This window comes from Nostoc sp. UIC 10890 (assembly GCF_054786515.1).
Genome location: NZ_JBSGKF010000001.1, coordinates 3,324,359 through 3,348,535 on the forward strand (window position 1 = coordinate 3,324,359; position 24,177 = coordinate 3,348,535).

Consider the following 24,177-nt stretch of genomic DNA (forward strand, 5'->3'; position numbering starts at 1 on the left):
AGAACAACCTCGCCAGTGGCCTCATTTTCCACTGTTGTCAGACGATCATAAGCATCGTGATTTAAATCTAGGGGTTTCTAGCTCCCAAGGAAGACAAGGAAAGTTCCCAATCTCGTCTGGATAATTTGCTCTTATCACTTGATGTAGGTATCGCACAGCATAAAACTCATCAATGAATCCAGAAATTTCCATATCACCTACACTTAAAGCATTGTATGGGCTATGTGCAGACCAAGTACCGTCTAAGCATTCCTGTATATAGCCAAGAAGTATATTTTCAAAGAAAACAGTTTTCTCAGCATATTCTTTAACTATTAAACCTTCCTTACGCATGGATGTAAGTTCTGGTTCTTTCCAATTACGTCCTTGTTGGTCATATCCGTAGGACATACTTACAGTAAAGGTATAGTTTCTAAGAGACTGTAGAGTAAAGGTATAGTGTTCGAGAGAGTCAATGGACATAAAGTAACAAAAAATATGTAAATTAAAACATTCCTCTGCCATCTTGAACCATCTTTTCGTTTTTATACCCACTCCCCTTCCACTGCAAGATTACCTATAATGATAAGCGGTGTGTATCATTAGAAAATCAATGGTTAGTCTAACTTTTCTCTTCAGAGATCGCGTAATCGACTTAGAACTTAAATTTAATCAATCAAGTTAGCTAGAACTAAAATCACTCCTTTCTGAAAAGCTTCTCTAGCCATCCTTTGTTTGTCTGTCTTCGATATACCACGACCGGATTCATCGGGTGCCCCAGGAAAAGCTTCTAGCAATGAGATGTAAGAGACAAAGGGTAAAAGTTGGAATAGACGAGCATAATTAGACATCGCTTGCCATTGGTTATCGTTTCCAAGTACATCCCTTCTATCCCTCTATACCGATAAAGTATTGTAGATATGGTGTGTCTGCAATAGTTGGCTCTGGATTTAAAAAAATGTTACGACTTTATCATTTATTACTAGGTTCTATTTTGTTGGTGTCAATACCACTGGGAGCCAAATTTGTTCTCCCCCAATTTTCTCCACCTAAAGTCATAAAATCCTCTGGCGTTGCAAAACTTCCTAATCCGAATGAGGGAAATATCTGGCAGAAAATCCTGGGAAATACTACTGCTCCAACTAACTGGCAAGTTTCTGCTTGTGAGGGAAATGCACCTCTGTTGTGTGTCTCCTCTAAAGGGAAACGTTTGGGTACAGTTGAGATTAACATTTACCCACTAGCAAATAATGAGGATTTCCGAAATAAACTCGTAGCAGCTGGTATTCCAACTGCTTCCCAAGTGGACTACCAAAGTACCAAATACCAAACCCAGGTATTACCAATACTTAAGACTTGGGTTGTAGATCACTACGCTGCGTTTGCGAAAGATCGTCAGGGTGAATATGGCAAAGAGATTACTTTCTCAGCCTACCCACCGCAACCAGTACCCATTGGTAAGCTTCAGGGAATTCGCTATGGGTTCGCTGGACTCAAGGAACAAGGTGGAGTAAAAGAGCAACACATCGGTCATGTTGCCTTTGATGGCAGTAAACTTTACGTAATTACCACTGCATTTGACACAGGTACGCAAACAGGTAAATTTGAAAAACTGGAAAACTTGGCTATTTTTCAACCTTACTTATATGCGATCGCATCTGATCTACGTTTACCCCAATAGGTCTTGGGTTAGGAGGTTACAGGTTACAGGTAATAGGGAATAATCTGTCCCCTGTAACCTGTAACCTTCTTCAATCACCCATCAACCTAAATCTCAGCTACCGCTCGTTCAATCAAGCGATGTGCCAAAGTTTGCGTACCGGTGTGTTCATAATAATTTGTTGATACATCCAGGAACGCCGCAAGATAGTCTAACTTGTCATCAGCAATATCGACAAAACTTTGCAAATTGCTAACTACCTTTTGTGGCGTTAAATTATTGGCACTAACTAGTCCACTCATCCAACCTTTAACTGAGTCAAAGCTTTCGCCAATAAAGTTAAGCTTACTACTAGCATTGTTTCCTGGAATTACATCTTTGATGTTTTGGAAAGTTGAGTTTTGTTCTAACTCCTGTGGATTTGTTTGATTAATCCCGGATATTGCTTTGCTGATAAAGTCTGGGCCCAAAGGTATCAAACCATCAACACAAACTAATGCCACCATGCGGATGAGTGACTCACCACTATACTCACCTAAAGAGGCGACAAAATCCCCAATACTATCTCCAGGAATGCCGTTAATTTGACAGAAGGCTACTAACTCAGCCACTAATTTCAATGTCAGATCGATGGTTTGGGCTTTATCAGGTTTGGGAGTGACAGAGTTTAAAAAACCCAATAAAGGAATTTTCTCGCCAACTTTGTTAGCTAAAGCTGCTGCACCAAGCGCTCTATCTGTAGCATCAACGGTTTGATAAAGCCACAAAGCTGTTTGGTATCCTTGGGATTTGTCGTTGAATAGATAAATTGCTCTTTCGCCAATTTGCTGAATTAAATCTTCGTCGTCTTCGCCAGTGACAGTCTTAATGGTGTTGACAAAACCAACAGTATTTTGCCACTGACCAGGAGCAACAAAATCGAGGGATTTTAACATAGAAACAGTCAAGCCGCCAGTTGGCAATTGATCAACCAACTCAACAATCGATTTGCCCATAAAAAGCTCCTTATTTAGGTTTTGTTATCTGAATGTTCGTAGTGCAAATCATTTCAGTTTAGCCAGACCATCAAGATTAAAGTTCTCTAGCCAATCTGCGCGATCGCTAGCTGTAAATGACGGATCGCGAGAAAGTGCTTTTACTTGGTACTTTCCTACTAAAATTGCAGTTTGTGTCTTACCTACTTCTACTGCGGGATAACCGCCAATTTTTTTGGTACTATTCGAGAACTTTGCTGCTGCACTCGGTGTGCTGGTGGTATCAGAAATAGACAGCAACGCTATATCTTTACCGCCTTTTTTCAACTTCGCTTCCGCAAAGCCTTTTTTCTCTTGGGTATAGACGCGCTGGTAGCCATCACTAGCTTTTGGGAAAAATTTATTAAATTCGCTACCTTGAGTTGCGGTTTTAGCTACCGATTGACCTCTTTTTTGTTGAGTGCTTTCTTTTTGCGCTTGGTCAAAACGTCCAGGTGTTGTTGGTGCACAGGCTGTTGTCAGTAACATTACTGACAGCAACAAAGCAGCTACTACCCTCCGCCCACGATGTAAAATCATTCTCGACTTCTCCTTATACTTGAGCTTTGAGGCAATTATCAGCGCTGCAAGTAATTTTTACCCGTAAAATTTACTTTTTGATAATTATTGCCTCAATTTTCAACTATAGCGGTCTAATTTTGCTCATCAATATTTTTGCACTTCAAAAAAATTTTTCAGTGGCATGTTCAACGTACCAACTAACCCAATAAAAAAACGCCCCCCTTTCGGGAGAGCGTCTTTTATTTATAGATAAGGATGAAGAGGATATCTCAGATTATGATTAACCGTTGATAGCAGGAGCAGTGAGAGCTACAGGAGCAGAATCGCCAGCAGCCAAATCTAGAGGGAAGTTGTGAGCATTGCGCTCGTGCATTACTTCCATACCCAGGTTAGCGCGGTTGATTACATCCGCCCAAGTTGCAATCACACGACCTTCAGAGTCAATGATTGATTGGTTGAAGTTGAAACCGTTCAAGTTGAACGCCATTGTGCTTACACCCAAGGCGGTAAACCAGATGCCGATTACAGGCCATGCTGCTAAGAAGAAGTGCAGTGAACGGCTGTTGTTGAAGGAAGCGTATTGGAAGATTAGACGACCGAAGTAGCCGTGAGCCGCAACGATGTTGTAGGTTTCTTCTTCTTGACCGAATTTGTAACCGTAGTTTTGTGATTCGGTTTCGGTTGTTTCACGAACCAAGGAAGATGTAACCAAAGAACCGTGCATTGCACTGAACAAACTTCCGCCGAATACACCAGCTACACCTAGTTGGTGGAAGGGGTGCATCAAGATGTTGTGTTCTGCTTGGAACACGATCATGAAGTTGAATGTTCCTGAGATACCCAAAGGCATACCATCAGAGAATGAACCTTGTCCGATTGGATATACCAAGAATACTGCGGTTGCTGCTGCAACTGGTGCAGAATATGCGATCGCAATCCAAGGACGCATTCCTAAGCGGTAGGATAGTTCCCATTCACGACCCATGTAGCAGAATACGCCAATCAAGAAGTGGAAAACTACTAGTTGGTAAGGACCGCCGTTGTACAACCACTCATCAAGAGAAGCTGCTTCCCAAATTGGGTAGAAGTGCAAGCCGATGGCGTTGGAGGAAGGTACTACTGCACCGGAGATGATGTTGTTTCCGTAGATCAAGGAACCTGCTACTGGTTCACGGATTCCATCGATGTCTACTGGAGGAGCGGCGATGAAGGCGATTACGAAGCAAGCGGTAGCTGCTAGTAAGGTGGGGATCATGACGACGCCGAACCAACCGATGTAAATCCGGTTGTTGGTGCTGGTGATCCATTCGCAGAATCGATCCCATACGTTGGCGCTTTCGCGACGTTGTAAGGTTGTTGTCATTGGTTTATAAGTGCGGTTAGTTATTTATGAATCAGGCTCGTTTGTCTTTGCCTGTGAAACTACTTTACACTGCTTTACAATTTTTAATCAACTTTTATTACTTCAGTAAACCTGATGAAAGTGATTAGTTTTGCTTATTTAAAGAGTGAGTTGAGGTACGAAACCCAACGCCTTGCGTAAGTCCTGACATAACATCAACAAATATGTTTGCTCTGGTGTTAGCGCCCAAAAGATAAAATAGAAAGGAACATTATTGTTATCAACTCTGAATCAAGAGTTGATGTTGATTACTACCAAAATTAGGAGGGGAGGTGTGACATGACAATTACTCTAAATCACACCATAGTGCCCGCACATGACAAAGAAGCATCAGCGAGGTTCTTTGCAAAAATTTTTGGCTTAGAGGTCGAGGTTCCCGTTGGTCACTTTGCTGCTGTACATATTAATGATGTGCTGACGCTAGACTTCGCTGACGCTGAAACATTCGAGTCCCATCATTATGCCTTCCATGTCAGTGACGAGGAATTTGATGCAATTTTTACACGTATTAAAGAGGCGGGTATTGAATACAGTAGTGACCCGATGCATCATAATAAAGGACAAATTAACCACAGGAAGGAAGGTCGTGGCTTCTATTTCTATGATCCCAATGGTCATAACTTAGAATTATTGACCAAATAATTAAAAATTCGTAATACTCGCCACAAACGAGGATTACGAATTTTTAATGCATTACTTCTTTACTAAAAAATATGCTGTAGCATACTCAGGTAATTGGCTGATATTCTGGCTAAATTCTTTTTGACTCTTAAAAATACCTGCCAGAAAATCGAGTTGATAAAGATTGGGTAAAAAGGCTCCGCCTGTATCAGCCATAACTCCCATTTGCAGATGTTTGCGACCACCTTTAGTATGTTCAATAATAATCACTTTACCTAAACCAATATTCAGCACATCTCCAGCAAAGGTTACTCCTGGTTTAATGGAGATTTTGGCATCTATTTTGTATCCATAGCCTTTAATGGCATCAACCTCTCTAAAATACCAATAACGCTTTTGGGCTGTTGCTTTCAATCCGCGAATATAAGACATTCCATTATTTCTATCTACATTAAAAAATGCCTTATAACCATCTGTAAAGTTAATCAGAACTGTTCCTTGCATCAGTGCCTCTTCTAAGCCAGTTCTGGTTAGATAAGCGAGACTTTGAACTTTACCAAATTCTCTACCACCTGGTTCGTAAATCCCAGATAAAACATCCTGTTTTGTATATCTAGTATAGAATTTATCAGTAGTTGAGTTTTCTTTTAGGCTATAAATTGGTGTATTGTAAGTAGAGGTTTTCTTACGAGAACCAGTGTGGGTAAAAACAGCATATTTGGTAATTCGTAGTTGCTTTTGTTTTTTGTTTTTTGGGTTATAAGCAGTCCATTTAATAACTTTAAAATTGCTATTAATAAACTTCGGATCTTGTAACCGAGTCGCTCGATTATTAGCAATATCTTCCTTTAAAACAACAATCATGAAGTCCAAAGTTTTGAGAACATCTGGTACAGTAACTCCTTGAGTAGCAAGCATTCCTGTACGCAGAATATCTGGGTCTTCTGAACCATACTCTTGAAAATATTTTCTAGTATTAACGAGAACGGTTAATAAATCTCCTTGATTGAAGTTAACCTTACTACTTGGCAGTTTGACTGGAGTAACAACCTGGCTGCCATTAATACTAAATTTATATTTTTTGAATTCATCGACAACTGGATAGGGTGCAGATGCAGCTAACAAATCCTGCTGAGATGAAAAAGCATTTTCCTTGCCTATGGTTTCATCAGATGTTTGTTGATCAACAAATTGATTTGAGGTGAGGGAAATTTGTGATTGAAGTGGGGCAAAATTTTCTTGCTCAGTCAAAGACTGATCTTGTTGGGCTAGCTGTTTAGTTTTTGACTGACTATATAGATAGCTACTGGCTAAACTTGCAAGTAATAAGGCCACACAACCTACTGTGAGGCGGAATTTTTGGTTAAATAAAATTTTCATAACCTGGAGAATAAATTCCTATTGTCTTTTACTATCTTAAATTTTGAATCTTTTAAGTTTCTATCACCTCACGCACTAATTGTGCCAACTTTTCGGCACTATCGGGAACTGCGATCGCTTTTGCGTTTTCCCCCATCTTTGCTAACTCATCCGGTGATTGCAACAAATTCAACACATTACTTTGCAATACTTCAGTCGTCAATTCCGATTGCTTCAGTGTTAACGCCGCCCCAGCTTTTGTAAATACGTCTGCATTGTAAGATTGATGGTCTTCTGCGGCAAAGGGGTAAGGAATCAAAATCGCTGGCTTTCCACACACTGCCAATTCTGTCAAGCTACCCGCGCCAGAACGACTAATAGCAAGAGTTGCTCGTTGCAACAACGCCGCCATATTGTTGTAAAAAGGTAAGGCTATGTACTGTGGATGTTTGAGACTATCTGCTTCCTCATCGCGATCGCCAGTTAAATGTACTATGTAAGCACCAGCATCAAACCAAGCTTTTGCAGATTCACGTACCAACTTATTGATCGCAACTGCACCCTGGCTACCACCAAAGACGACAATCAAAGGAACACCATCAGGAATAGCTAAATCCAGCGGTGTATCAATTGCGCCATCGAGAAATTGCGCTCTTACGGGAGTGCCAACGCAGACATTTTTAGCACGGGGCAAATACTTAGCAGCTACTTCAAATCCCAAAGCTACCGCACTACACCAAGGGCCAAAAAAGCGAGTTACTTTACCTGGTAAGGCGTTAGATTCGTGGAAAACCACAGGTAAACCGAGAGAACGTGCCGCAATCACTGCTGGCCCGGCAATGTAGCCCCCCGTGGTAAATACACCTTGAAAATTTCCCTGTTTGAGAATTCGTCTAACTTCTAGAATCGAAAGGGCGAGTTTACCCAAAATCCGAATCGAGGAGAGTCCAAACCCTTGCTGAAACCCTTCAACTGCAATAGTATTCAAGGGATACTCTTGAGGAACAAGTTGAGTTTCGAGCCGATTGGGTACTCCCAGCCATTCTATTTGATAATCTGGCAGTTTTTGTGCCAGTGCGATCGCTGGAAACAAATGTCCACCAGTCCCACTGGCAGCTATTAATAATCGTATCGGTGCGTTTGCCATCAAACCTCTACCGTTTAGCGTCTAGCTTAACTAAGATAAAACAATTTCCTTACCTTCTCTAATCAAATCAGTAAATTCTTACCAATGACTAACATTATTAGCACCTTAGTGAGACGCCAACTCAGATTTCCAGCAAATATCTGGCTGGTGACGTTCCTGCTAACTCTTGGTTTGACAAGTGGTTGGCAACGCACTCAAGCGACTACACCACCGCAATTAGCCCAAACCACTACACCCCAAAATGCACCAACCAATTTGAACAATCTGTTGACACAAGTTGATGCAGCCGCCAACCGCGGCGATGTCAAAGGGGTGTTGCAATTTTACAGCCCCAATTTCACTCATGGAGATGGGTTAAACCTCCAAACCCTGGAAAAATCTTTGACTTCACTTTGGCAACGATATCCCAAATTGCAATACACTACGAAACTTTTATCTTCAAAACCTGAAGGCAATGGAATTATTGCTGAAACAGAAACGAAGATAACTGGTTTACCGTCCGGTAATGGTAATAAGTTGGCTCTCAATGCCACGATTAAATCGCGTCAGCGCATTCAAGACAGCAAAATCGTCCGTCAAGACATTTTGTCAGAACGCACCCTACTTACCTCTGGTAGCAAGCCGCCCCAAATTGATATCAAGTTACCACAACAGGTACAAGTTGGTCAGAAGTATAGTTTTGATGCGATCGTCCAAGAGCCACTTGGTGATGATTTTCTACTAGGAACAGCGCTAGAGGAACCCATCAAACCAGATAAATTTCTCAATCCCACATCTGTGGATTTGCAACTACTAACATCGGGTGGACTGTTTAAAGTTGGACAAGCACCATCTACCCCTGGTAGCCAATGGGTTTCTGCCGTCATTCTACGAGGTAATGGGATGACGATGGTAACTCAACGGCTGCAAGTGGTGAAGAAGTAGTTAGGAGTTGGAAGTTAGTGCGCTACGCTACCCCTAGCGTACTAAAAACCTTGATTTTAGGTATGTATTCTATGTAATTGAGAACCGCCATAGCATTTCTCTTTATAAAATCTTGATGTTCATATCGTTGATTCTGCCATTGTACTAACAGTTAAAGTTATGGATATTAGAAGAGTGGTTATAAAACATAACTTTTATAACTTGTTAAATAATAGGCTGCTAAACGACTAACAATCAATCTTACATCAATGATTATGAGAGAACTAAAAAAGAAGCTTGTGTTGAAGACAATGAAAAGATTATTAAACATTTCTATTGCTCTTGCAAGCCTCACCATATCATCATTTTCTGCAAATGCTCAAGTTTCAGATTCAACAATTAAAAACATGAGGTTTTTTATTACTAGTGAAAAACTATTGATCGCTGCGAATATGCAAAGTGGCTCTGCTTGCTCTTTAAACCCAGGTATTTCAATTACGAAAATGTCTGGATTTAAAATTATCAATAGAAATAATGGTAATGGTAATGTAAGAATTTCAGGCAGAGTAGAAAGTTTTCTTTCAATTAAAAAAAATGAACTATCATCGGTGTCTGGTAAATTTCAGACTAATGCTAGAGTCCGTAGCGGTGACTGGTTAATTAGAAATACAGAATATTATCCAGAATTTCTTGGCGAAATGGAAGACTGCACAAGTGAAGGAGGATTAAAAAGAATGCAATTAGGCGTTACTTCACCTTAAAATATATAATGGAATTTTTTATAGGTTATACAATAATTGGGTATTGCTGAATCGAGAGATGAATTTGGATATACAGACGTTGTAACTCAACGTCTGTATAACTGTTTTTAAACCCACGTTTGACAGATATTAAAGCAGATATATTGAAGAATTCAGGAATCAAAATCAAGACCACCCAATCGTAGATTTGCTGGGAGTGCAAAAACGCCGGTTATTCAGACGCGACTCGAAAATACTAGCTAGTGCTGCGAAGCACCGCTTTTTCGGTCAAAATACCCAACTGAATTCTGACTCTTGACTCCTGAATTATGTTCGATAAATATAAGAAGTTATGTTGGTAAGATTAAACTCACCAAGAAACAAATATAGGACTCAGTAACTTGCTAAATTGCTAAATTTTGTATTTAAATTAACACTGGACTCTTGAATATTGAGTAACAATGACTTCCCTACAAAATCAAATCATTTTGATTACTGGTGCAAGTAGTGGTATTGGTACTGCTTGTGCGAGAATCTTCGCTGGTGCGGGTGCAAAACTGATTTTAGCCGCACGACGGCTGGAACGTTTGCAGCAGCTAGCAGATAGTCTCAATAAAGATTTTAGTACTGAAATTCATTTATTACAGTTAGATGTGCGCGATCGCAGCGCTGTAGAAGAAGCCATTGCTACTCTACCCCCTGCTTGGTCTGATATCGACATTCTCATTAACAATGCTGGTCTAAGTCGCGGTTTAGATAAGTTACATGAAGCCAGCTTTCAAGACTGGGAAGACATGATTGATACTAACGTTAAGGGTTTACTTTACCTCTCCCGCTATGTTGTTCCTGGAATGGTAAGTCGCGATCGCGGTCATGTGGTAAATTTAGGTTCTATTGCTGGACATCAAACTTATCCCGGTGGCAATGTCTACTGTGCTACCAAAGCTGCTGTAAGAGCAATTTCTGAAGGTTTAAAACAAGACTTGTTGGGAACGCGAGTACGTGTAACTTCCGTTGACCCTGGTATGGTAGAAACAGAATTTAGCGAGGTGCGCTTTCACGGAGATACTGAACGCGCCAACAAAGTCTACCAGGGAGTTACACCTCTAACAGCAGATGATGTGGCTGATGTGATATTTTTCTGCGTGACGCGATCGCCCCATGTCAATATTAATGAAGTTGTGCTGATGCCTGTTGACCAAGCTAGCGCTACCCTGGTTAATCGGCGAACATAGTAAGTAACCCATCTCATACCATTTTGGATTTTAGATTTTGCGATCGCGTAGCGTGTCGCAGACAATAATTTTTTGCAAGATTCTACACGTTATGGCTGCTACGCGGCGATAGCGAAACCTTTCGTAGAGAGCATTTGTTCCACTTTTCCGTACTCCTGTCTGGATATTACTGTTTATATCAGGAGGATTAAAACGCGATTCTCCTGTGGAAAGGCTGGGCGATCGCGTGCAGAATATTTACAGTATTGCTTAAAATTATGGATAATTTCCCAGTGGTCGCTCAAGCAGATGCATCTTTACCAAATCACACTCAGGAAAATATACATCTAGTGGAGTCAAAAGTTGAATCGAATTCACCACCGAAAGAAAAGGTAGGAAGTGACTTTGACTCTCGCATGATGCTGCGATGTTTGGAACTTGCTCGCCGTGCTTTAGGGCGTACTTCACCAAATCCGCTAGTGGGAGCGGTGATTGTCAAGGATGGCGAGATTGTCGGCGAAGGGTTTCATCCTCGCGCAGGTGAGCCTCATGCAGAAGTGTTTGCTTTGAAAGCAGCAAGCGATCGCGCTCGTGGTGCAACAATCTATGTGTCACTCGAACCTTGCAATCACTACGGACGTACTCCCCCTTGTTCGGAAGGATTGATCGAAGCAGGGGTGGCAAAAGTAGTAGTGGGTATGGTTGATCCCAATCCCCTGGTAGCTGGAGGTGGAATTGCCCGTTTACGTGCGGCGGGGATCGAAGTGTTGGTAGGAGTGGAAGAGTCAGCTTGTCGTCAACTAAATGAAGCTTTTGTCCATCGCATTCTCTACAAGCGACCTTTGGGAATTTTAAAATATGCCATGACTTTAGATGGCAAAATTGCTACTACCTCTGGTCATAGTGCTTGGGTGACAAGCCAAGAGGCCCGCAATGAAGTACATCAGTTGCGGGCGGGTTGCGATGCCATAATTGTCGGTGGTAACACAGTCAGACAAGATAATCCTTACTTAACCAGCCATCAGGTGGAGGCACATAATCCCCTGCGGGTGGTGATGAGTCGCCATCTCAACTTACCGGAAAATGCCCATTTGTGGCAAACTGCGGATGCTCCAACTTTGGTGTTGACACAAGAGGGTGCTAATCCCGACTTCCAAAAACTGTTGCTCAAGCAGGGGGTAGAAGTGGTGGAATTAACGTCACTTACACCAGATAAGGCAATGGCGTACTTATATGAACGGGGTTTTTGTAGCGTGTTGTGGGAGTGTGGTGGTACCTTAGCAGCTAGTGCGATCGCTCAAGGAGCAGTGCAAAAAGTTCTAGCATTTATCGCCCCGAAAATCATTGGTGGTAGCATTGCTCCCACACCTGTGGGCGATTTAGGTTTTACCACCATGACTGAGGCGTTGTCCCTAGAACGTGTTCGTTGGCGTGTAGTCGGCTCTGACTGCTTAGTGGAAGGTTATTTTCCCCAAAAAGCCAATAGTCAATAGTAATAACACTTGACTATCAATCAATTCAGCGTGATTTTATGTTGGCGTAGCCCGCCGTAGGCATCATGAACACTGACGTTCATGGGCCATATCACGTATAAGGGCTAGCCGAGATTGAATGTAGTGGCACAGGAAATCAGTTTCGTTAGAATCTAACAACACTTGCGTTTCGGTTTGTTTCACTAACCACTGCACCAAGCTAGCATCATCCAGTTGCAAGAGGAGCTTGGCTTGGGCAGTTTCAACCACTGACCAAAGCTGACGCATAATTGTAGGAGTCATCAGACCTCAATTGAATAATTTAGCTTTGCTGTCTTCAGATTACACAATTCCAATCGCACTTTACGACATGAATGTAGAAGCTGAGACAAGTATTATTAAAAACTTAATAATGATATTTATAACTTTATGAATATTAAGAATTTAAAACTCAGTTTGAAGATGGGGAATGGTTAATGGGAACGGGTTTAGTTGCAAAACCTAGAAAACAAATGCACTAATTCTAAAAATTGGGTTTTTGTGATTGTGAAGACTGAAACTGTCTTGATTGTAGAGCAATAAAGACAGTTTTTTAAGAACTATATTGAATAGTAAATCTGTGTTAAGGGATACAAAAATCTAACTTTTGAGAACAGTGTTTCCCAGGACATTAACATCTTCTACCTGTAGATGGATTCACAAAATCATGTAAATCTTCATCCCAAATGCTGATGTAAATAAAATCACATTGTTGGCGGATAATCTGACCTTTAACTGAGCCATTCTGAAAACTAAAATTATCAGACTGGCGCTTTTGCACCTTTTTGAGTCCCTGCTTAATTTCTTCAGTGGCTTGCCCACTTAACATTCCATTCAAGGTAGCCTCCATTAGCTGTGGATCTACCGATTGGGCAAAAGATACCTCAGTTTGACGCAGCACTTTAGTATTACGATCAAATAGGTAGCCAAGGTCAATTTTGTTTGGCACTAGTTTGTAAACAACGGCACGAGTCTTGCCCCATGCGCCCCTTAAATCTTGATTTGGTTTGCCGAGAGTAGCTTCTACCGTGCTTCTTGATGTACCTGTAGGAAATGCTGGAACACTTTGGCTGCTGTTAGTGGTAGCTAATTTACTCGGTGACTCATCATTTTTCTGTGGTGACGAAGGTGCTTCTGGTGTGGGAGGTGCAATATTCTCTGGTTCTGGTTGTGGTGTAGAACGCACTTCTGCTGGTGGTGTATCTGAAGTTACAGGCTCTTTTTCTGGCTGTGGTTTAGATACAACTGGGGGATTAAAGATTGGCAAAGGATCGGGAATTACTGGCTGTCGTGATGGTGAAGTGGGTACAACTGGAACTGGAGAAGTTTGGGAAGAAACAGACGGTTCGGGAGATGCAGGATCGGTAGGCAAAGATTCTAGCGATCGCGTGGGACTTGTCGCAATAGTTGTTTCTGGTTGTTGCTGACGAGTCATACTAGAAATGGCGACTGCACCAAGCAAGCTGCCTACCAGCAAAGTACCAACAATCACAGCAGGTTTTTGCCAGTTTCCAGGAGTGGAAGACCCTGGAATCACAGAATTTTTTTGTGGGGAATACAATGCCTGGGTTTGTTGAGTCGATGCAGCAGGGGGAGAAAAACTGACTGTGGGAGTATTTGCAGCTAACTCAGGAGGTATACTATCACCAGATTGCAAAGCATGTAACATTTTACTGGCAGTACTGTAGCGATCGCCAGCATGAGGCTTAATTGCCTGATTGAGTACCGTCGCCAATTGGGAAGAGACATTAGGGACGTGTTGTTGCCAAAGTATTTCCCCAGTTTTCAGATCGGTTATTAGTTCTTGTGGGTGTTTGCCAGTCAGTAGATAAATCGCCGTTAAGCCTAAGCTGTAAATATCAGTGGCGTAAACTGGGCGGCCAACGGCTTGTTCGCTAGGCATATATCCAGGCGTACCAATGACAAGCGATCGCGTCGGCTGTCCTGGAGAATTCACCACTGAACGGATTGTTTCTTTAACTGCACCAAAATCAATCAAAACTGGCTTACCATCCACAGAACGGAGAATAATGTTATCTGGCTTGATATCCCGGTGAATAATGCCTTTGCTGTGAACATAATCTAAGACCGAAAGCAGACTTAAGAGAATTTCCCGAACAGTAGCTTCACTCTCAAATCCTTTGGCTTCGAGAATTTTTGTCAGGGTTTGACCGTGAATCCATTCTTGGACAAGGTAAAATTGCCCGTTTTCAGAAAAGTAGGCGTAGAGTTTTGGAATTTGGTGACTACTTTCACCCAAATACTCCAAGGTTGCTGCTTCCCGTTCAAACCGCTGTTGGATCAGTTGGTAGGTTTGCGGGTCATTATTGGTTATTGGTTTTAGTTGCTTAATCACGCAGCGACGGCGAGAAGGCATGTGGACATCTTCTGCTAGAAAGGTTTCGCCAAACCCACCAGCGCCGATTACCTGGATAATTTGATAGCGATTGTTCAGCAGGGTTATTGTCATGAAAAATTACAAGTGTAGATACCCAGTGCGAAGCCAGAGATTTCCTGTCTTCTCCAGGCTTGTCGTCAGACATCGCCCTTTCCAAATGTACATCAGATAAGTTGATGAGTTATGGACTTTGAATTGAGGACACCATCTGTTCTCAATACCAATTAAAAAAAAATTAAGGGTTTGAAACCCACGGAGGTGGGTTTTGCTTGTCTAGAAGCGGGTTATAACCGCCGATTTTAAAAGTATGTTCTTCTATTTTTGACCCTTTTTTGGGGTGACATTTGCGTACAAGCATAACGTTTTTAATGCAGGTAAATGCATTAAAAATGCAGAGTATTGCCAAATTTGATTTGCGACAAATTAATGAAATGCTGTACTAAGTGAACTCTATAGTTTCAACAAACTCTAAAATACTCTCCTTAATGTCTTCGGCTTCTTCTTCAATGGAATCGGGAGTTTCGCCGTTGAGAAAACTGTGCTGACTACTCACTATATACAAAAACTCACCACTGATAAAGGTGAGCAATCCCCGATATGCATCTAATCTGATTGCAGTTCCATTATTTTCTTGCTTAGAAATCGTCGAACCTTTGGGCATATCGATTAACACATAGTAAGCGCCTCGCAAAGTATTTTCCAGATATTCGGTATACTCCACAGAAGCATCTGGTACATTGACAAAAATTGCTTGGGGTACATACTTGTCTACTAAGATTGTTTGTAAATATTCTTCTTGTCCAACAGACTCCAGTTCCTCTAACTGTTCTAGAGGGAAAGGATAATAATCGATTCTCAGCAAAGTACCAACGTCATCAGAAAAGCCAACTACTCCTTCCTGGCTTTGAATTCTACCGCCTTGTTGCGGATCAACTGGAATCGGCACAGTAAAATTACCTAAAGGAGATTGATATGTCTGTTCACTAAAATCCTCTATGACTACTGTTTCATCTTCATCATCGTCGTCTGCATATTCTTCATCTTCTGCTTCTTGAAAGGCTGCAATTACCTCCTTGATGATTTCCTCTGCTTCTTCATCTTCAAGTTCCAAGGCTGCTTGTAGCTTTTTGAGGTAGGCTTGTTTCGGTTTGGGGATGGCGAGTTCATCATCTAAAAGCACGATTACCCCAGCAGCAAAACCATCCAGCACTAATTCATCAGAAAGAGATACTTTGGCGACATTAAACAAAGGCCCAATTCCCTCTTCTTCTGCAATGGCGAGGAGTCTATCAACTATTTCTGCGATTTCATCTTCTGAGTATTCCTCAAAGACCTCGAATTCCCAAAGGATACCCGCTAAACTTTCTGCATCTACATCTTCAATGGATGAATCAGCGATCGCAGTGACAGTTGCGATCGCCGCCACCGCTTCTTCTGGACTGAGTGATTCTTTTGATGTCTTTGGTGAGTTAAAAACCTTGTCATATTTGGTCATAATTGCTACCTAAATTAATTGGTTGATAGTAATAATATAGGAATCCGCTTTGATTTCTGAACGAATTTGCGTAGACAGGCAATAGGCAATAGGCAACAGTCAAGAAGGCTTCTTAGTTGTACTGAGTTTTTTCAGAAATCAAATATGAGTCCTATAGATTGAAAGTGACAATGGTCAGTTTACCTTACTCAGTGCTGAGTGCTAAGTAAGGTTTGAGAGTTTTCCCCATAAGCAACTGGCGTGGTGATTTTTTAACTCAGCACTCTTCACCAATCAAGCAAATCTTCTAGAGAAAAAGTTCGCTAATATCTGGTTTACTTGGTATTGCTCAGGTGTAACGAAACCTTGTTGACAGCTAATCTCCAGCGCCAATTAAGCCTTGCTGTAATCCAACTCCACAAACTCCTGACTTACCCTCTGATGATTTGAGACATACAGGAAGCGATCGCGATATTTTTGTAAAAACTTGAATCTAAGCAGTAACCTTGGTGTCCTTACTCTCCCCAGGATGCCTGATATTTCATAGTAATTCAAGTGACCGCTAATCGGGTCTTTCAAATGGTAGTAATTGACAGGGTGAACTTGCTCAAGTTTGCATTCCATCAGGTTATTAACCAGGTGTTGGCTTCGCAGGACAAATTCTGGTTTCAACACAGAAGTAATTGAGGCAATCCGGTTTGGATAAGCTTTTTCACTTTCCTTGTGGTCTAGGGAAAGGTGTAAAGGATGTATTCAAAACCTTTCCCCTTTTCCCTTTCTCCTTTAACCGAACCGTATTGGGAGTTTAGGTGTTATAAAATCACGCCATGTGCGACTTTATCTCAAACCTAACCCCCAACCCCTTCCCTACAAGGGAAGGGGAGCAAAAATCAAAGCCTCTCTCCTTTTAGGAGAGAGGTTTGGAGAGAGGTCAGAACATTAAGTTGCACATTGCGTAAAATATGTTGTCGAATATACACTTAAACACGAGCTAGGCTCAATATTTACCACAAGTCACTTTAACTAGAGATTGTAAATTTTTATTATCAAGTGATTACCGTTAATAACTGCTATATTCCTTTGTTTTTATCCTCTAGCAGATGAATTATGTCTACCGATAGAATTATAAACTAGCTAACGATAGATACCTACACCGTAGGCAGGATGTCACAATACCGAAGTTTGTAGCGACACACAATACTCAAAATATTGTACTGTTGGTTCTACAAGTGTAAATTAAATGAAATTTTGAGTTTTTTATGGTAAAAACCCCTCCATCCCAGTTTTCACCAGATCAATATAAAGTTGATTCTGCACAAGAAAAAGTAGAAGCTATTATAGAAAGCCCACCCTCAGAAACTGAGATTGACTTAGAGTTTCTTTACACCAGAGATATTGAATTTCGTCAGGAAACTATTTACTTTCTTGTGGTAGATCGCTTTTATGATGGCGATCCAGATAACAGCGAAGGTGCAAACTCAGAACTGTATGATCCAAATAGACAAGATTGGGGTAAGTACTGGGGTGGCGACTTGCAAGGTGTCATCGACAAATTAGACTATCTTAAAAACATGGGAGTGACAGCCATTTGGCTGACTCCACTATTTGAGCAAGTAGAAGAGTTATTTATTAGCAATGCGGCGATGCATGGCTATTGGACAAAAGATTTTAAACGGATTAATCCTCGCTACATTGCCGATGGAGAGAATCCTTCTTTAAATGCTACCCAAGAAGAAAAAAATACGACCTTTGATCGGTTAATTACAGAACTGCACAAGCGCAATATGAAGCTGGTGCTAGATATTGTCTGCAACCATAGCAGCCCTGATACCAGCGGTAGCAAAGGGGAATTATTTGATGATGGTGTGAAAATTGCTGACTTCAATGATGATGTCAATCATTGGTATCACCACTATGGTGAAGTGCAAAACTGGGAAGACGATTGGCAAGTGCAGAATTGTGAACTAGCTGGTCTTGCAACCTTTAATGAAAACAATACAGAATATCGGGAGTATATTAAGTCAGCTATTAAACAATGGCTAGACCGGGGTGTGGATGCACTACGAGTGGATACTGTCAAGCACATGCCGATCTGGTTTTGGCAAGAATTCACTGGCGAGATGACCAATCACAAACCAGATGTATTTATTTTTGGTGAATGGATTTACAGTAATCCTAGTGACGATCGCTCGGTGGAATTTGTTAACCACTCAGGCATGACACTTCTAGACTTTGGGCTGTGTGTAGCAATTAGAGCCGCACTAGGGCAAGGTTCAGAAATGGGATTCCAAACAATTCAATACATTTTTGACCAAGATTACCGCTATAACGGGGCAACAGAGTTAGTTACCTTCATCGATAATCATGATATGTGCCGCTTCCAATCGCTGAATCCTGATCCAGCGATGTTGAAGGTTGCGATCGCCTTAATTATGACATCTCGCGGTATTCCTTGCATTTACTACGGTACAGAACAGTATTTGCATGACGACACCGATGGCGGTAACGACCCGTATAACCGCCCAATGATGGAAAATTGGGATACTGAGAGTGAGATTTATCGTTGCATCAGGCTGCTGTCTGGTTTACGACGACTAAATCCAGCCGTGTCAATGGGTAGCCACTGGCAAAAATACTTAACACCTGATATTTACTGTTATGTACGCCGCTATCGTGACTCTCTGTGTTTTGTAGCTTTAAACCGAGGAGGAGAAGTTACTCTCCCAGAAGTAGAAACGGAATTACCCGATGGAGAACATACTTGCGTGGTGACTCGCAATAAGTATGAAGTTAAAGACGGCAAGATTTATAACCTGGTATTAGAAGAACGGGGAGTGCTTGTTTTTAGCCACGTTGGCGAACGGATTAAAGCACAGACAATTGTCCGCGTCCAACTCAATGGCGTAGATACCCAACCCGGTGAAATCATTGTGGTGACAGGAGATTGCCCAGAGTTGGGTAACTGGGATATCAGCAAAGCATATCCTTTAGAGTACATCAATTCAAACACCTGGTCTGCCGAGATTCCCTTTGATGAGAGTGCTGGTAAGCTGATTGCTTATAAATATGCCATGTGGCGGGAAGGGCGATCGCCTCTGCGGGAAAATCTGGTAAATCGTCGCTGGGTGATTGCCAAAGAAGGCACTGTCAAATGGCGTGATACTTGGGCATCGGGAAGAGAGTCTTAGAAATATAGAAGATTTGATAATTTATCACAAAGACGCGATAAATCGCCGTCTCTACAAAAGACCGATTATTGTAGAGACAGCAATTCATCGCGTCTTTTGCCTTAACCGAACCGTATTGAGGGTTATGTAGCATTCATTGCACGCAAACCACAATTATAAATCTGACTTTTCACGTCATGTGGAAAAGCTAATGATTGACCTAACCCCCTAGCCCCCTTCCCGACACGGGAAGGGGGAAAATTCAAAGTCTCTCTCCTTGTAGGAGAGAGATTTAGAGAGAGGTTTTCCAGATCCCGTGAAAAGTCAGGATTATAAATACCTGATCTCAAATCCAATATCTATTTTTTTTGCTATGGTGATCCCAAAGGAATTGTTAAGTGCTTACGAGGTGTAAATCAAGTAGTTAGTTGATCTTGTAGTATAAAATACTGCAAAGTGTACATCAAAATTATCTATAAAGTGTATCTGTTTTGTTACTTAGTAGGTTGGGAAATACGCGTTTCAATATCTTCTAACGTTTGTAACAATAAACGAGTTGCCTGCAATTTCCAACCCCATTTCTGAATTCTGTAAGCTAATACAGTCCCAACTACAGACGCTAATAAGCCTATGGGTTGATTTAAAGAAATTCCCAATAACAAACCCAATCCAGCAATTCCCCAAAATGGTAAAGCTACTGCCTGTCTTTGTTCTTCTACAACTTGGGTAATTATATTAGTTTTCATAGTAGCAAGTAATGCCTCTTTGACTTGCTGTTGTTCGGCTGCCGATACTGTTAAACCTATTTTACGGCGTAGTTTTTCCATTTTGCGAGCATCAGTGCTGTACTCAGTTAGCTCATCTTCTGCCATTTTCAACAGTCGTTCTAATTGCGCCATCGTGTATTCAATCCGGTATTTTGATAAAGTAATTAACCCGAATAATTGTTAATTTTTATTGCTTATTGCCTTGTATTTCCTTGCTAAATCTAAGACTAGGCAAGAACATCAAAAATCTAAAATTGAATATGGGAAAAATATAGTAGGAGTTACACACTTACAAGTTGAGTATAAACTTAAAAGGTAATATTTATGGCTACAGTATCTAAAAGCACTTTATCTCTATCTGCCCAAGAGCGATCGCTCATTCTCTGGTTTGATGAAGTTGGTATTGCTGATATACCCGTAGTTGGTGGTAAAAATGCCTCACTAGGCGAAATGATTCAACAGCTAACGCCCAAAGGGATTAACGTTCCCACAGGATTCGCCACCACTGCTTACGCTTATCGTTATTTCATTCAATCAGCCGGCTTAGAAGCAAAGCTACGTAAACTCTTTGCTAACTTAGATGTTGAAGATGTGAAAAATTTACGAGAACGGGGGAAAAAAGCGCGATCGCTCTTAATCCACACCCCGTTTCCTGTAGAATTGCGAGAGGCGATCGCTACAGCCTACCATAGTCTTTGTGAACGATATCATGCAGAGACAGATGTTGCAGTCCGTTCTAGCGCCACCGCTGAAGACTTACCCGATGCTAGTTTTGCCGGACAACAGGAAACTTACCTCAACGTTGTCGGTGCCGAAGGAGTTTTAGCAGCTTGTCATAAATGCTTTGCTTCCATATTTACTGATCGCGCTATTTCTTATCGTCACGCCAAGGGATTTGACCACTTTAGCATTGCCCTGGCTGTGGGCGTGCAAAAAATGGTGCGCTCTGACTTGGCAACCTCTGGGGTGATGTTCTCCATTGACACAGAAACCGGATTTAAGGATGCGGCACTAATTACAGCTGCATACGGTTTAGGCGAAAATGTTGTCCAGGGGTCTGTAAATCCCGATGAATACTATGTTTTTAAACCAACTTTAAAAGCTGGTTTCCGCCCAATTATTGATAAAAAATTGGGTAGTAAAGAACTGAAAATGATTTATGATGACGGCTCCAAATTTACGAAAAATGTTTCGGTTTCGGCCAGTGAAAGAGGTAAATTTGCCCTGAATGATGAGGAAATTTTACAACTAGCAAATTGGGCGTGTTTAATTGAAGATCATTATTCTCAAGTCCACGGTACATTGACTCCAATGGATATCGAATGGGCAAAAGATGGCATTACAAACCAACTTTTTATTGTGCAAGCGCGTCCCGAAACCGTCCAGTCGCAGAAGACGGGAAATGTGTTGCGGAGTTATCGGTTGGTATTGGGAAATGGGGAAAAATCTTCCCACTCGTCACTTCATAATTCCCAATCCCCAATTCCCCTGGTTACGGGAAGTGCAATTGGAGAAGCTATTAGTCAAGGGAAAGCCCGCTTAATTTTAGATGTTCAGAAACTTGAACAGTTTCAAGTTGGGGAAGTTTTGGTGACAGAAAGAACTGATCCTGATTGGGAACCGATTATGAAACGCGCCAGTGCAATTGTCACCAATTCTGGTGGTAGAACGTGTCATGCAGCAATCATTGCGCGAGAATTGGGTGTACCTGCGATCGTCGGATGCGGCAATGCTACAGAAATATTGAAACCTGGTCAAGAGGTAACAATTTCTTGCGCCGAAGGGGAAGAAGGAAAAGTTTATGCAGGCTTATTACCTTTTGAAATTGAAGAAGTTCCTTTAGAAAACTTACCCCGCACCCGCACTCAAATTTTAATGAATGTGGGTAATCCCCAAGAAGCATTGAGTTTATCGGCAATTCCCAACGATGGCGTAGGTTTAGCGCGGACAGAATTTATCATCGCTAACCAAATCCAAATTCATCCAATGGCGTTGATTCACTATGACTCGTTGAAAGATGAATTTGTCAAAGCTAAAATTGCTGAAATTACCTCGCTTTACGACCAGAAACCCCAATATTTTGTAGATAAATTAGCCCAAGGCATAGGTAGAATTGCAGCGGCATTTTATCCTAAACCAGTGATTGTCCGAACCTCAGATTTCAAAAGTAATGAATATGCCAATTTATTAGGTGGACGACAGTTTGAACCCCATGAAGAAAACCCGATGCTGGGTTGGCGAGGAGCGGCGCGTTACTATGATGAAGGCTACAGAGAAGCTTTTGCCCTAGAATGTCATGCCATCAAAAGGGTACGGGAAGATATGGGTTTGACGAATGTGATCCCGATGATTCCTTTTTGTCGCACTCCCGATGAAGGGCGCTTAGTTTTGGCAGAGATGGCAAAAAATGGTTTAAAGCAGGGTGTTAATGACTTGCAAGTTTATGTGATGTGCGAGTTGCCGAATAATGTGATTATGGCTGAGGAGTTCGCTGAGGTATTTGATGGCTTCTCCATTGGTTCTAATGATTTAACTCAGTTGACACTGGGGTTAGATAGGGATTCGGCATTAGTGGCGCGGTTGTTTGATGAACGCAGCGAGGGTGTGAAGCGAATGGTAAAAATGGCCATAGAAGCGGCGAAAAAATGCGATCGCAAAATCGGCATTTGTGGACAAGCACCCAGCGATTATCCAGAATTTGCTCAATTTTTGGTAGAACAAGGAATTGACTCGATTAGTCTAAATCCAGATTCGGTTTTAAAGACAATGCTGGAAGTGGCAAAAGTTGAGGGTATTAATTCATAATTCGAGTAATTTATGCCAGCTAAAGACCGTTAGCACCAGAACGTCAACAATGCCCTAGTTAAAGATGGCTGGAATGTTACTGACGATCCTTTTCATCTAAAGTGGGGAAAAAAGGATCTTTACGTGGATTTGGCAGCCGAAAAGTTGCTCATCGCAGAAAAAGGAAGACAAAAGATTGCTGTAGAAATCAAAACCTTCAGTGGCGACTCAGAAGTAGCAGACCTAGAACAGACCATTGGTCAGTACTTTACCTACCTTGCTGTCATGAGCCGCAATTATCGAGATAGGGTTTTGTATATAGCTGTTCATGAGGATGTTTTTACTGATATTTTTGAGGAAGAGCCGCTTGGTAAACTTATATTGGAAGACTACAAAATTCCTCTGATCGTTTTTAATCCAAAGCGGGAGGTTATTGTCCGATGGGTAATCTGGAACAATACAGGCAGCTAATTTGCAGCATTCTTACTGAACACACAAAGATTCCTTACTCTTATGGCAATATTCAGCATGAAACTATCTTTGATCGAGAACAAGATCGATATTTGGTAATGATTCTTGGCCGAGAGCCAGTGCCAGAACTCTCTCCAACTGCAACGCGTCGCGTTCACGGCTGTCTAATTCACATTGATATTATTGATGGCAAAATTTGGATTCAACGTGATGGGACTGAAGAGGGGGTAGCAACGGAACTGGTCAGGGCTGGTGTTGCGAAGGATCAGATTGTATTGGGATTTCGGTCTGAAGAACTGCGGAAAGATTCAGAATTTGCTGTTGCATAACCAACGGTAGCTGAACTTTGGAATAACTACCCATAGCATAGCGATCGCCATATTTTGTTTGTGTAATTGTCTACAACACCTTTGACTGCTCAACCATAAGTATCTTAGTATTTTGCAGAATGGCGATTTAGTTTAGTCAAAGGTAAGATGACCATCCTTTTGGAAACCGAACGCTTGATTATTCGCAGTTGGATACCCGAACGCGATGCTGAACAAGCATTTGTAATTTACAGTGACCCAGAAGTTACGCACTTTCTTGGTAAAGCTTCTCTCGTCACAAGTGTTGAGTCACAGCGTCAACGTTTGATTGACAACATCGAGCGATTCCAGCGACGCAACAATGGTACCGGTTCTTGGGCAATTGTCGAAAAGGAAACTACAACAATTGTGGGAACTATCCTTCTTAAACAATTGCCCGACAAAGATGGTTTACCCACTCAAGATTATGAGGTAGGCTGGCACTTACGGCGAGCTTCTTGGGGTAAAGGGTATGCAACAGAAGCAGGACAAGTTATGCTCAACTACGGATTTAGTGTCCTGAACTTGCCACTGATTTATACCGTAGTGAAACCAGAAAATCATGCTTCCATCCGTGTAACTCAAAGACTCGGTATGAAACCAATAGGGCGAACAAACAAGTATTACGGTATTGAACTACTCCTGTTCCAACTAGATGCACCTGTAAGAATAGGGAATAGGGAATAGGGAATAGGGAA

At 41.6% G+C, this 24,177-nt stretch carries 22 protein-coding genes and 1 pseudogene; 11 read left to right on the forward strand and 12 right to left on the reverse strand.

What is annotated here, in order from left to right:
* Positions 1–45: 45 nt before the first annotated feature.
* Both ACWATR_RS13455 and ACWATR_RS13460 read right to left on the reverse strand, forming a co-directional pair.
* Positions 46–462 carry a hypothetical protein gene (locus tag ACWATR_RS13455; protein WP_460332958.1) on the reverse strand — a complete coding sequence of 139 codons (417 nt, stop codon included), beginning with the start codon at positions 460–462 and terminating at the stop codon, positions 46–48.
* A 185-nt stretch (positions 463–647) separates the two neighbouring features.
* Positions 648–830: a hypothetical protein gene (locus ACWATR_RS13460; protein ID WP_460332961.1), complete on the reverse strand. Its 183-nt coding sequence runs from the start codon at positions 828–830 to the stop codon at positions 648–650.
* A 107-nt stretch (positions 831–937) separates the two neighbouring features.
* Between ACWATR_RS13460 and ACWATR_RS13465 the strand changes: the two genes are divergently transcribed.
* Complete coding sequence (locus tag ACWATR_RS13465) at positions 938–1,660, forward strand: hypothetical protein (RefSeq protein WP_460332964.1); 723 nt, start codon at positions 938–940, stop codon at positions 1,658–1,660.
* A gap of 86 nt (positions 1,661–1,746) precedes the next feature.
* On the opposite strand, the gene ACWATR_RS13470 is transcribed toward ACWATR_RS13465, so the two are convergent.
* From ACWATR_RS13470 to psbA, 3 genes are all read right to left on the reverse strand, one after another.
* On the reverse strand, positions 1,747–2,634 hold the full coding sequence (locus ACWATR_RS13470; protein ID WP_460332967.1) for a hypothetical protein: 888 nt from the start codon (positions 2,632–2,634) through the stop codon (positions 1,747–1,749).
* Between the two features lie 48 nt (positions 2,635–2,682).
* Positions 2,683–3,192, reverse strand: coding sequence for a hypothetical protein (locus ACWATR_RS13475; RefSeq protein ID WP_181932308.1), 510 nt, complete (start codon positions 3,190–3,192; stop codon positions 2,683–2,685).
* 262 nt (positions 3,193–3,454) lie between these two features.
* On the reverse strand, positions 3,455–4,537 hold the full coding sequence (gene psbA / locus ACWATR_RS13480; RefSeq protein ID WP_069068940.1) for a photosystem II q(b) protein: 1,083 nt from the start codon (positions 4,535–4,537) through the stop codon (positions 3,455–3,457).
* 318 nt (positions 4,538–4,855) lie between these two features.
* Here psbA and ACWATR_RS13485 point away from each other — a divergent pair, with 318 nt between their 5' ends.
* Positions 4,856–5,218: a VOC family protein gene (locus tag ACWATR_RS13485; protein ID WP_460332971.1), complete on the forward strand. Its 363-nt coding sequence runs from the start codon at positions 4,856–4,858 to the stop codon at positions 5,216–5,218.
* A gap of 51 nt (positions 5,219–5,269) precedes the next feature.
* Here ACWATR_RS13485 and ACWATR_RS13490 read toward each other — a convergent pair whose 3' ends face one another.
* Together ACWATR_RS13490 and murG are read right to left on the reverse strand one after the other, a co-directional pair.
* Complete coding sequence (locus ACWATR_RS13490; protein WP_460332980.1) at positions 5,270–6,577, reverse strand: hypothetical protein; 1,308 nt, start codon at positions 6,575–6,577, stop codon at positions 5,270–5,272.
* 52 nt (positions 6,578–6,629) lie between these two features.
* Positions 6,630–7,703 (reverse strand): undecaprenyldiphospho-muramoylpentapeptide beta-N-acetylglucosaminyltransferase, encoded by a 1,074-nt coding sequence (gene murG / locus ACWATR_RS13495; protein WP_460332983.1) that lies wholly within the window; start codon positions 7,701–7,703, stop codon positions 6,630–6,632.
* 84 nt (positions 7,704–7,787) lie between these two features.
* Between murG and ACWATR_RS13500 the strand changes: the two genes are divergently transcribed.
* The 4 genes from ACWATR_RS13500 to ribD all read left to right on the forward strand — a co-directional run bounded on the left by ACWATR_RS13500 (position 7,788) and on the right by ribD (position 12,053).
* Entirely contained in the window at positions 7,788–8,627 is an 840-nt protein-coding gene (locus tag ACWATR_RS13500) for a nuclear transport factor 2 family protein (protein WP_460332986.1), read from the forward strand.
* A gap of 248 nt (positions 8,628–8,875) precedes the next feature.
* A complete protein-coding gene (locus ACWATR_RS13505; protein ID WP_460332989.1) occupies positions 8,876–9,367 on the forward strand; it encodes a hypothetical protein in 492 nt (163 codons plus the stop codon).
* 440 nt (positions 9,368–9,807) lie between these two features.
* On the forward strand, positions 9,808–10,581 hold the full coding sequence (locus ACWATR_RS13510) for an SDR family oxidoreductase (protein WP_460332992.1): 774 nt from the start codon (positions 9,808–9,810) through the stop codon (positions 10,579–10,581).
* 257 nt (positions 10,582–10,838) lie between these two features.
* The gene (gene ribD, locus ACWATR_RS13515) at positions 10,839–12,053 is read left to right on the forward strand and encodes a bifunctional diaminohydroxyphosphoribosylaminopyrimidine deaminase/5-amino-6-(5-phosphoribosylamino)uracil reductase RibD (protein WP_460332995.1); all 1,215 of its coding nucleotides are present in this window, start codon (positions 10,839–10,841) and stop codon (positions 12,051–12,053) included.
* A gap of 63 nt (positions 12,054–12,116) precedes the next feature.
* On the opposite strand, the gene ACWATR_RS13520 is transcribed toward ribD, so the two are convergent.
* The 4 genes from ACWATR_RS13520 to ACWATR_RS13535 all read right to left on the reverse strand — a co-directional run bounded on the left by ACWATR_RS13520 (position 12,117) and on the right by ACWATR_RS13535 (position 16,618).
* Entirely contained in the window at positions 12,117–12,335 is a 219-nt protein-coding gene (locus ACWATR_RS13520) for a hypothetical protein (RefSeq protein ID WP_460332998.1), read from the reverse strand.
* A gap of 367 nt (positions 12,336–12,702) precedes the next feature.
* On the reverse strand, positions 12,703–14,541 hold the full coding sequence (locus ACWATR_RS13525; protein WP_460333001.1) for a protein kinase domain-containing protein: 1,839 nt from the start codon (positions 14,539–14,541) through the stop codon (positions 12,703–12,705).
* A gap of 367 nt (positions 14,542–14,908) precedes the next feature.
* The gene (locus tag ACWATR_RS13530) at positions 14,909–15,964 is read right to left on the reverse strand and encodes a tellurite resistance TerB family protein (protein WP_460333003.1); all 1,056 of its coding nucleotides are present in this window, start codon (positions 15,962–15,964) and stop codon (positions 14,909–14,911) included.
* Between the two features lie 372 nt (positions 15,965–16,336).
* Positions 16,337–16,618, reverse strand: coding sequence for a hypothetical protein (locus ACWATR_RS13535; RefSeq protein ID WP_460333006.1), 282 nt, complete (start codon positions 16,616–16,618; stop codon positions 16,337–16,339).
* A 584-nt stretch (positions 16,619–17,202) separates the two neighbouring features.
* Here ACWATR_RS13535 and ACWATR_RS13540 point away from each other — a divergent pair.
* A complete protein-coding gene (locus ACWATR_RS13540; protein ID WP_460333009.1) occupies positions 17,203–19,131 on the forward strand; it encodes an alpha-amylase family glycosyl hydrolase in 1,929 nt (642 codons plus the stop codon).
* Positions 19,132–19,604: 473 nt separating this feature from the next.
* On the opposite strand, the gene ACWATR_RS13545 is transcribed toward ACWATR_RS13540, so the two are convergent.
* Positions 19,605–20,009: a hypothetical protein gene (locus ACWATR_RS13545; protein ID WP_460333012.1), complete on the reverse strand. Its 405-nt coding sequence runs from the start codon at positions 20,007–20,009 to the stop codon at positions 19,605–19,607.
* A 192-nt stretch (positions 20,010–20,201) separates the two neighbouring features.
* Between ACWATR_RS13545 and ppsA the strand changes: the two genes are divergently transcribed.
* The 4 genes and pseudogenes from ppsA (at position 20,202) to ACWATR_RS13565 (ending at position 24,166) form a co-directional block, all read left to right on the forward strand.
* Entirely contained in the window at positions 20,202–22,682 is a 2,481-nt protein-coding gene (gene ppsA / locus ACWATR_RS13550) for a phosphoenolpyruvate synthase (RefSeq protein ID WP_460333015.1), read from the forward strand.
* A gap of 45 nt (positions 22,683–22,727) precedes the next feature.
* Positions 22,728–23,132: pseudogene (locus tag ACWATR_RS13555) on the forward strand (element excision factor XisH family protein); the annotation flags it as partial.
* Complete coding sequence (locus tag ACWATR_RS13560) at positions 23,102–23,461, forward strand: element excision factor XisI family protein (protein WP_460333017.1); 360 nt, start codon at positions 23,102–23,104, stop codon at positions 23,459–23,461. The pseudogene ACWATR_RS13555 and the gene ACWATR_RS13560, both read left to right, overlap by 31 nt.
* A gap of 147 nt (positions 23,462–23,608) precedes the next feature.
* Complete coding sequence (locus tag ACWATR_RS13565) at positions 23,609–24,166, forward strand: GNAT family N-acetyltransferase (protein WP_460333020.1); 558 nt, start codon at positions 23,609–23,611, stop codon at positions 24,164–24,166.
* Positions 24,167–24,177 lie beyond the last annotated feature (11 nt).

Bases quoted from the DNA above. Each gene is read 5' to 3' on its own strand.
- ACWATR_RS13530 (WP_460333003.1), bottom strand. From the start codon at position 15,964: ATGACCAAATATGACAAGGTTTTTAACTCACCAAAGACATCAAAAGAA.
- ACWATR_RS13565 (WP_460333020.1), top strand. From the start codon at position 23,609: ATGACCATCCTTTTGGAAACCGAACGCTTGATTATTCGCAGTTGGATA.
- psbA (WP_069068940.1), bottom strand. From the start codon at position 4,537: ATGACAACAACCTTACAACGTCGCGAAAGCGCCAACGTATGGGATCGA.
- ACWATR_RS13520 (WP_460332998.1), bottom strand. From the start codon at position 12,335: ATGACTCCTACAATTATGCGTCAGCTTTGGTCAGTGGTTGAAACTGCC.
- ACWATR_RS13485 (WP_460332971.1), top strand. From the start codon at position 4,856: ATGACAATTACTCTAAATCACACCATAGTGCCCGCACATGACAAAGAA.
- ACWATR_RS13560 (WP_460333017.1), top strand. From the start codon at position 23,102: ATGGGTAATCTGGAACAATACAGGCAGCTAATTTGCAGCATTCTTACT.
- ACWATR_RS13500 (WP_460332986.1), top strand. From the start codon at position 7,788: ATGACTAACATTATTAGCACCTTAGTGAGACGCCAACTCAGATTTCCA.
- ACWATR_RS13455 (WP_460332958.1), bottom strand. From the start codon at position 462: ATGTCCATTGACTCTCTCGAACACTATACCTTTACTCTACAGTCTCTT.
- ACWATR_RS13525 (WP_460333001.1), bottom strand. From the start codon at position 14,541: ATGACAATAACCCTGCTGAACAATCGCTATCAAATTATCCAGGTAATC.
- ACWATR_RS13545 (WP_460333012.1), bottom strand. From the start codon at position 20,009: ATGGCGCAATTAGAACGACTGTTGAAAATGGCAGAAGATGAGCTAACT.
- ribD (WP_460332995.1), top strand. From the start codon at position 10,839: ATGGATAATTTCCCAGTGGTCGCTCAAGCAGATGCATCTTTACCAAAT.
- ACWATR_RS13460 (WP_460332961.1), bottom strand. From the start codon at position 830: ATGTCTAATTATGCTCGTCTATTCCAACTTTTACCCTTTGTCTCTTAC.
- murG (WP_460332983.1), bottom strand. From the start codon at position 7,703: ATGGCAAACGCACCGATACGATTATTAATAGCTGCCAGTGGGACTGGT.
- ACWATR_RS13470 (WP_460332967.1), bottom strand. From the start codon at position 2,634: ATGGGCAAATCGATTGTTGAGTTGGTTGATCAATTGCCAACTGGCGGC.
- ACWATR_RS13490 (WP_460332980.1), bottom strand. From the start codon at position 6,577: ATGAAAATTTTATTTAACCAAAAATTCCGCCTCACAGTAGGTTGTGTG.
- ACWATR_RS13475 (WP_181932308.1), bottom strand. From the start codon at position 3,192: ATGATTTTACATCGTGGGCGGAGGGTAGTAGCTGCTTTGTTGCTGTCA.
- ACWATR_RS13510 (WP_460332992.1), top strand. From the start codon at position 9,808: ATGACTTCCCTACAAAATCAAATCATTTTGATTACTGGTGCAAGTAGT.
- ACWATR_RS13505 (WP_460332989.1), top strand. From the start codon at position 8,876: ATGATTATGAGAGAACTAAAAAAGAAGCTTGTGTTGAAGACAATGAAA.
- ppsA (WP_460333015.1), top strand. From the start codon at position 20,202: ATGGCTACAGTATCTAAAAGCACTTTATCTCTATCTGCCCAAGAGCGA.
- ACWATR_RS13540 (WP_460333009.1), top strand. From the start codon at position 17,203: ATGGTAAAAACCCCTCCATCCCAGTTTTCACCAGATCAATATAAAGTT.
- ACWATR_RS13465 (WP_460332964.1), top strand. From the start codon at position 938: ATGTTACGACTTTATCATTTATTACTAGGTTCTATTTTGTTGGTGTCA.